General features: G+C 73.4%; 6 protein-coding genes. 5 read left to right on the top strand and 1 reads right to left on the bottom strand.

Annotation, left to right across the window (positions count from 1 at the left end):
• Nucleotides 1-29 precede the first annotated feature (29 nt).
• Together AOK23_RS38525 and AOK23_RS38520 are read left to right on the top strand one after the other, a co-directional pair.
• Nucleotides 30-1,289, top strand: coding sequence for an AAA family ATPase (locus tag AOK23_RS38525; RefSeq protein WP_055717123.1), 1,260 nt, complete (start codon nt 30-32; stop codon nt 1,287-1,289).
• Nucleotides 1,286-2,536 (top strand): vWA domain-containing protein, encoded by a 1,251-nt coding sequence (locus AOK23_RS38520; RefSeq protein ID WP_055717122.1) that lies wholly within the window; start codon nt 1,286-1,288, stop codon nt 2,534-2,536. The genes AOK23_RS38525 and AOK23_RS38520 overlap by 4 nt, the downstream gene beginning before the upstream one ends.
• Here AOK23_RS38520 and AOK23_RS38515 read toward each other — a convergent pair.
• Entirely contained in the window at nt 2,485-3,825 is a 1,341-nt protein-coding gene (locus tag AOK23_RS38515; RefSeq protein WP_107102974.1) for a cation:proton antiporter, read from the bottom strand. The two genes, AOK23_RS38520 and AOK23_RS38515, sit on opposite strands and share 52 nt — an antisense overlap.
• Nucleotides 3,826-3,975: 150 nt before the next feature.
• Here AOK23_RS38515 and AOK23_RS38510 point away from each other — a divergent pair, with 150 nt between their 5' ends.
• The 3 genes from AOK23_RS38510 to AOK23_RS38500 all read left to right on the top strand — a co-directional run.
• Nucleotides 3,976-5,232: an ATP-grasp domain-containing protein gene (locus AOK23_RS38510; protein ID WP_206336411.1), complete on the top strand. Its 1,257-nt coding sequence runs from the start codon at nt 3,976-3,978 to the stop codon at nt 5,230-5,232.
• 8 nt (nt 5,233-5,240) lie between these two features.
• Nucleotides 5,241-6,077 carry a Rossmann-like domain-containing protein gene (locus AOK23_RS38505; RefSeq protein ID WP_055717124.1) on the top strand — a complete coding sequence of 279 codons (837 nt, stop codon included), beginning with the start codon at nt 5,241-5,243 and terminating at the stop codon, nt 6,075-6,077.
• Nucleotides 6,074-6,855 (top strand): PLP-dependent cysteine synthase family protein (locus AOK23_RS38500; RefSeq protein WP_055717119.1); only part of this gene is annotated, 782 nt, incomplete at its 3' end. The genes AOK23_RS38505 and AOK23_RS38500, both read left to right, overlap by 4 nt.

Below are 6,855 nucleotides of genomic sequence, written 5' to 3'. Positions count from 1 at the left end.
CCCCACCACACACCCAAAGGTGATCACACATGACGACTTACGCACCCTTTGCCCCTTTTTCCCCCTCCATGGAGGGGTCCTTCGCCTCCCAACTCGATGTGGCCGACGCCCTGCTGACCCTATTGCGCGACACCACCACCGAGCCCCGGCCCGACACCCAGCTGGAGGCGCTGACGCTGGCCGTCGCCGCCGATCTGCCCGTACTGCTGTGGGGTGAGCCCGGGATCGGCAAGACGGCGGCGCTGACCCAGCTCGCCGCCGCGCTGGACCTGCCGTTGACGACGGTGATCGCGAGCGTGCACGAGCCGTCCGACTTCTCGGGCCTGCCCGTCGTGGGCGACGATCCCGCCGAGCAGGGCGTACCGATGGCGCCGCCGGACTGGGCGGTGCGCCTGGTGCGAGCCGGGCGGGGCCTGCTGTTCCTGGACGAGCTGTCGACCGCGCCGCCGGCCGTGCAGGCCGCCCTGCTGCGGCTGGTGCTGGAGCGGCGGATCGGCACGCTCCAACTGCCGTCCGAGGTGCGGATCGTGGCCGCCGCCAATCCCCGGTCCTCGGCGGCCGACGGCTGGGAGCTGAGCCCGCCGCTCGCCAACCGGTTCGTACACCTGCAGTGGACCCACGACCACGAGGTCGTCGTCCGGGGTCTCGGCGGGACCTGGCCGCGCGCGACCCTGCCCCGGCTCGCCCCGGAGCGGCTCCCGGAAGCCGTCGACCACGCCCGCCGCGCGGTGTGCGGGCTGCTCGCCGCCCGCCCCAAGCTGGTGCACCAGCTGCCCAACAGCGAGAGCCGGCGGGGCGGCGCCTGGCCCTCGCCGCGCAGCTGGGAGATGACCCTGCGGCTGATCGCCTTCGCCACCGCCTCCGGGGTCTCCCGCGACGTCCTGTCCCTGCTGGTCAGAGGCACCGTCGGCGACGGTCCGGGGCTGGAACTGCTGGCGAGCCTGGACCGGATGGACCTGCCGGACCCCGAGGAGCTGCTCGCGGACCCGGCGGGCGCGGAGCTGCCCGACCGGGGGGATCTGCGTCAGGCGGTGCTCGACGGGGTGGTGGCGGCCGTGCGGGCGCGCCCGGAGAAGCCCCGCTGGGACGCCGCGTGGTCGCTGCTGGTCCGGGCGCTGGAGACGGGCGCCCCGGATCTGGTGGTCGTCCCCGCGACGACGCTCGCCTCGCTGCGCCGGGCGGACTGGGACGTGCCGGCGGAGATCGAGCAGCTCGCCGGAGTGGTCACGCTGTCCCGGCGTGCGGACGAGGCGGCGAGCCGCGCCGCCGCGACGAAGGTCCGCCGATGAGCGCCGACACGACGAGGGCGCGCCTCGACGCGGCACTGGACCGCGACAAGCTGTTCACGGCCCGGCTCCAGGCGGCGAGGGCGCGGCCCTATCTGGCGACGGCGCTGTTCGCGCTGCATCCCGTCGTGTCCCGGCAGGTGCCCACCATGGCCGTCGACCCGCACTGGCGGTGCTACATCTCCCCGGCCTTCGTGGACCGCACACCGGTGGAGGAACTGGCGGGCGTCTGGGTGCACGAGGTGTCCCATCTGCTGCGCGACCACCACGGGCGCGGCGACCGGATCGCCAAGGAGCTGGGGCTGACCGGTCCCGGGGACCGGCTGCGGATGAACATCGCCGCGGACTGCGAGATCAACGACGACGCGTTCGGCGACGGGCTGGTCAAGCCGGAGGGCGCCGTCGAGCCGGCGACACTGCGGCTGCACGAGGGACTGCTCATGGAGGAGTACCTGCGGCTGTTCCGGCTCGGGCCGCTGATGAACGATCTGGCCTGGCTGGACTGCGGCAGCGGCGCCGACGGGCTGGAGCGCGAGTGGGACCTCGGTCCGGACGGGGCGCACGGCCTGAGCGAGCAGGAGAAGGACGGGGTCCGGTTCCGGGTGGCCCAGGGCATCAAGGGGCGCCCGGGCCACGCCCCGGAGGGGTGGCGGCGGTGGGCGGAGGACGCGTTTCATCCGCCTCAACCCTGGCGCGAGTTGCTGGGCGCGGCGGTGCGTGCGGCGGTCGCCGTCGCGGGCGGGGGCGACGACTACACCTATGGCCGGCCGTCCCGGCGGTCGGCGGGGGTGCCCGGGGCGGTGCTGCCCAGTCTGCGGCGGACCCCGCCCCGGGTCTCGGTGATCATCGACACCTCCGGGTCGGTCAGCGACGCCGAACTGGGCAGCGCGCTGCTGGAGGTGGCCGCGATCTCCCGTGCCGTGGGCGGGAGACGCGACCTGGTCACCGTGGTGCCCTGCGACGCGGCGGCCCGGATCGCCCATCCGCTGTGCCGGGCGGAGGGCATCCCCCTGGTGGGAGGCGGAGGTACGGATCTGCGGAGCGGCTTCGCCCGGGCTCTGCGGTCGCGGCCCCGGCCCGATGTCGTCGTGGTCCTCACCGACGGTCAGACACCGTGGCCGTCGACCCGGCCCGCGTGCCGGACGGTGGTGGGCCTGTTCCCCCGGCACGGCCACTCCTGGGACGAGGACGACCCCGACTACGTGCCGGACTCACCGCCGGACTGGGCGCGGGTGGTCGAGATCGGGTAGGGGGCGGCGTCCGGAAGGTCCTGTGCCGCCGGGCGCGTGGGCAGGATCAGGTGCAGGAGGGGCCCCGCCATCGCCGTCGTGACGAGGGCCATGACGACCATGGAGGAGTACAACCGGTCGTCCAGCGCCCCGAGTCGCAGGCCCACGGTCAGGATGACGAGTTCGGTCAGACCGCGGGTGTTGACGAGGACGGCGAGCGCCGCCGCCGGACGGCCCGGCAGTCCGGTGGCGCGGGCCGCGCCGAACGCCCCGATGAACTTGCCGCCGACGGCCACGACGAGGATGAGGGCCAGCTCGGTCAGATCGCCGCCGTCCATGCCCGACAGATCGACCTTCAGGCCCGCGACGACGAAGAAGACGGGCAGCAGCAGAAGGTCGTTGAGGTGCGAGATCCGTTCCGAGATCCGTTCCGAGACCCGCCCCGAAGGCACGGGCACCTGAGCGGCGGGGTCCGGCCGGCCGTCACCCGTGTCGCGCGCGGCGCGTCTCGGCATGATCGCGCCGAAGAGGAACGCCCCGAAGATGAAGTGGAGTCCGATCCATTCGGTGAAGGCCGCGGATGCCAGCAGACCGGCCAGGGTGACGACCGTCGAGGCGGAACGGCCCCGGTCCGCCGCCCACGGCCCGGCCAGGAAGCGGCGCAGCGCGGGTCCGACCGCGGCGAACATCAGCAGCACATAGGGCACGAACAGCAGCAGGAGCCATTGCGATCCGGTGGCCGCCCCCGATATCGCCACGACCGCGGCGAGCAGGGTCCAGGCCAGTACGTCGTCGATCGCGGCGCAGGCCAGCGCGACGGCGCCCAGCCAGGTGTGGCGGATCCCGCGGTCGGTGAGGATGCGGGCCAGCACCGGGAACGCGGTGACGGACATCGCGGCGCCCATGAACAGCACGAACCCGGTCCGGTCGGCGGTGGGGTGGCTGTCGAACAGGTGGAGGGCGAGGAGCGCGCCCAGCCCGAAGGGCAGGACGACGGAACCGGCGGCGACGGTACCGGCCACGACCCGGTGCCCGCGCAGGAGTCCGGTGTCGAGTTCCGCGCCGACGGTGAACATGAAGAGGGCCACGCCCAGGTTGGCCAGTGCGGTCAGAAAGGGCCGGACGTCGTCGGGGAAGAGGGCGCCCGAGACCGCCTCACCCAGCAGCGTCGGGCCGAGCAGAACACCGAGGAGGACCTCGCCGACGACGGGCGGCTGCCTCAGCCGCCGGGCCAGCGCGCCCGCGCCGAACGCGAGCAGGGAGATCAGGGCGAGGGCGAGGAACAGCGTCGTCAACTGGTGGTTCGTCACAGGGAGAACGTCTCCCCCGCTCCGCCACTCCAACCACATGACAATGAAAATGATTATCGATAAGGTGAGCATGTCAACCCGGGCGCCTCCCTGTCGAGGCGCCGTCGGGCTGCCCTGACGCCTGAACCACACCGCACGAAAAGGGGAGCCGTGGCTCATCTGTTGGTGGTCGAGAGCTGGGTCGGATCGATGAGCAGGCTGCTGCCACGGGCCGTTCGGGAGGGCGGACACGAGTTCACGTTCCTCACCCGCGACCTGCACCACTACCTGCGCTCGGCCCCCGAGGGCACCGCGCACCCCCTGCTCGGCGCGCGCCATGTGATCACGGCCGACACCAACGACCTCGGCACCCTGCTGCCGGAGATCGAGCGGCTCGACGGCGTGTTCGGCTTCGACGGGGTCATCTCGTCCTGCGACTACTACCTGCCGGCCGTCGCCCGGATCGCCGGGCGCCTCGGGCTGCCCGGACCCGGCCCGGAGGCGGTCGAGAACGCCTGCCGCAAGGACGCCACCCGCCGCGTCCTCACCGACGCGGGGGTGCCGGGGCCGCGCTTCGCCGTCCACGAGGAGTGGGCCGATCTCGCGCGGGCGGCACGGGACATCGGATATCCGCTGGTCGTGAAGCCGGTCGACCTGTGCGCGGGCATGTATGTGCGCCGCGTCGACGACGAGAGCGAACTGGCGGCCGCCGTGGCTGCGTTGGCCGACTTCCCACTGAACGCGCGCGGGCAGCGGCGGGCGCCCGCCGTGCTCCTGGAGGAGTTGCTGACCGGCCCCGAGGTGAGCGTGGAGACCGTCTCGTACGCGGGAGCGGTGCACGTCGTCGGGGTGACCGACAAGAGCCTCGGCGGGGCACCGGCGTTCATCGAGACCGGGCACATGTTCCCCGCCGACCTGTCATCGGCCGACGCGGACGCCGCCGAGCAGACGGCACTCGGCGCGCTCAAGGCCCTCGGGCTGACCGACGGCGTCGTGGCGCACACCGAGATCAAGCTGACCCCGGACGGACCCCGTGTCGTCGAGGTCAACCCGCGGCCCGCCGGGAACCGCATCACCGAACTGATCCGGCATGTCACCGGCATCGATCTCGCCGCTGCCGCCGTCGACGTCGCCCTCGGTGTCGCGCCCGACCTGACGCGCCGCGAGACCGGGCTGCGCAGCGCGGCGGTCGGCTTCCTCGTGCCCGAGGTGTCGGGCACGCTCGACGCCCTGGAGGACACCCCGTTGAGGGGCGCCGACGGGGTTCTGGAGGCGCAGCTCGCCGAGGCGGGACGGCCGGTCAGGCCGGCCGGCAGCAACAACGAGTACCTCGGGCACGTCATGGTGGGCGACCCCCATGGGCAGGGCGCGCGGGCTCAGGTCGAGGCGCTGCTCGGCGAGTTGAGCGCCGGGCTGGTGATCCGGTGACCATCGCCATGACGGCCCGCGCGGCCACGTACGAGGAACTGCTGGAGCGGGCCCGGGCCGGGGAACTCGGTCCCGACCCGAGGACCCTGCGGATCGCGGTGGCCTTCGCGACCCGGCAGGCCGTACGGCACGACGGGCGCGGCACCGGCTACCGCAACGAGGTGCTCAGCCTGCGGCTCGCCGGTGCCGTCGGCTCCTGCGCGGTCGAGCCGGGCGCCCTGCCCGACACGGCGATCGACGACTGCGTGGGCGCCGATGTGGCCCGACTGCTGGACCATCCGCTGGCGCCGGTGCGGGTGGCGGCGCTCGACGCCTATCTGATGCACGTCACCCCGCACACCCCCGGGAACGGGGCGCGTCCGTTCCCCCTGCCGGCCGGCACCTCCCTGGAGAAGTCCCGGGCGCGGGCGAACGCGGTCGTCGACCTGCTCGACCTGCCGGCGGGCTCGACGGTCCTCGTCGTCGGGGTCGTCAACTCCCTGCTGGAAGCGCTGCGTTCCCGTGCGCTCCGGTACGTACCGTGCGATCTCAAGGGCGGGGTGACGGAGTGGGGCGAGGAGGTCGTCACCGACGCGCTCGGCCATGCCGGCCGCTGTGACGCGCTGCTCGTCTCCGGGATGACGCTCGGCAACGACACGTTCGAACCGCTGCGGCGCCACGCCCTGCGGCACGGCAGTCAGCTGGTGATGTTCGCGCAGACCGGCAGCGCGGTACTGCCCCGCTTCCTCGGGCACGGGGTGAGCGCCGTGTGCGCCGAGCCGTACCCGTTCTTCTGGCTGGACGCGGGTCCCGGTGTCCTGCACCGCTACCGCCTGGAGTGTCCTGGTCCGGGAGGTGGCCGGTGACCTCGCCGACCGTTCTGCGTTCCGTCGCCCGGCCGGAACTGCTGTCCCTCGTCGGACGTACACCGCTGGCGCGGATCACCGCCGACCTGCCCGGCCCGCAGCCCGGCTTCTGGGCCAAGCTCGAAGGGCTCTCGGCGGGCGGCATGAAGGCGCGGGCCGCCGTGTCCATGCTGCTGGGGGCCCGCGAGCGCGGTGAGCTGCGGCCCGGCGCTCCGGTCGTGGAGTCCACGTCCGGCACCCTGGGCATCGGACTGGCCTTCGCCGGTCAGGCCCTCGGGCATCCGGTGGTGCTGGTCGGCGACAGTGAACTGGAGCCGTCCATGCGGCAGCTGCTGCGCTCCCACGGCGTACGGCTGGAGCTGGTCGACCGCCCGGCGCCGCGCGGCGGCTGGCAGGCGGCCCGGCTCGCCCGGCTGCGGGAACTGCTCGCCCTGCTGCCCGGCGCGTACTGGCCCGACCAGTACAACAACCCCGACAACACGGCCGGTTACGCGTCCCTTGCGGCCGAACTCGCGGTGCAGCTCGACCATGTGGACATCCTGGTGTGCAGTGTCGGCACCGGCGGACACAGCGCGGGCATCATCGGCCCGCTGCGACGGCACTGGCCCGCACTCGGTCTGATCGGCGTCGACTCCACCGGCTCCACGATCTTCGGGCAGCCGGCCCGGCCGCGGTTGATGCGCGGGCTGGGCAGCAGCATCCATCCGCGCAACGTCGCCTACGAGGCGTTCGACGAGGTGCACTGGGTGGGTCCGGCGGAGGCCGTGGACAGCTGCCG

The sequence above is a fragment of the Streptomyces torulosus genome, assembly GCF_001419765.1.
GTDB classification, from domain to species: Bacteria; Actinomycetota; Actinomycetes; order Streptomycetales; family Streptomycetaceae; genus Streptomyces; species Streptomyces torulosus.
Note: the sequence above shows the minus strand (reverse complement) of the source record. Positions and strands in the feature narration are given on the sequence as shown.